The 270-nt window shown below is 34.4% G+C and carries 1 protein-coding gene; it reads left to right on the top strand.

The window, feature by feature from the left end:
• Positions 1 to 270, top strand: a 270-nt coding sequence (locus LQ686_RS14055; RefSeq protein ID WP_239706566.1) for an IS6 family transposase, incomplete at both ends; no start/stop codon positions are given.

Below are 270 nucleotides of genomic sequence, written 5' to 3'. Positions count from 1 at the left end.
ATCGTGATATATCTGAAATATTAAGGGAACGTGGTGTAAACGTTCATCATTCAACGGTCTACCGTTGGGTTCAAGAATATGCCCCAATTTTATATCAAATTTGGAAGAAAAAGCATAAAAAAGCTTATTACAAATGGCGTATTGATGAGACGTACATCAAAATAAAAGGAAAATGGAGTTATTTATATCGTGCCATTGATGCAGAGGGACATACATTAGATATTTGGTTGCGTAAGCAACGAGATAATCATTCAGCATATGCGTTTATCA

This window comes from Mammaliicoccus sp. J-M41, assembly GCF_022385935.1.
In the GTDB taxonomy this organism is placed as follows: domain Bacteria; phylum Bacillota; class Bacilli; order Staphylococcales; family Staphylococcaceae; genus Mammaliicoccus; species Mammaliicoccus sciuri_A.
This window is presented reverse-complemented; position numbering and strand designations above follow the sequence as displayed.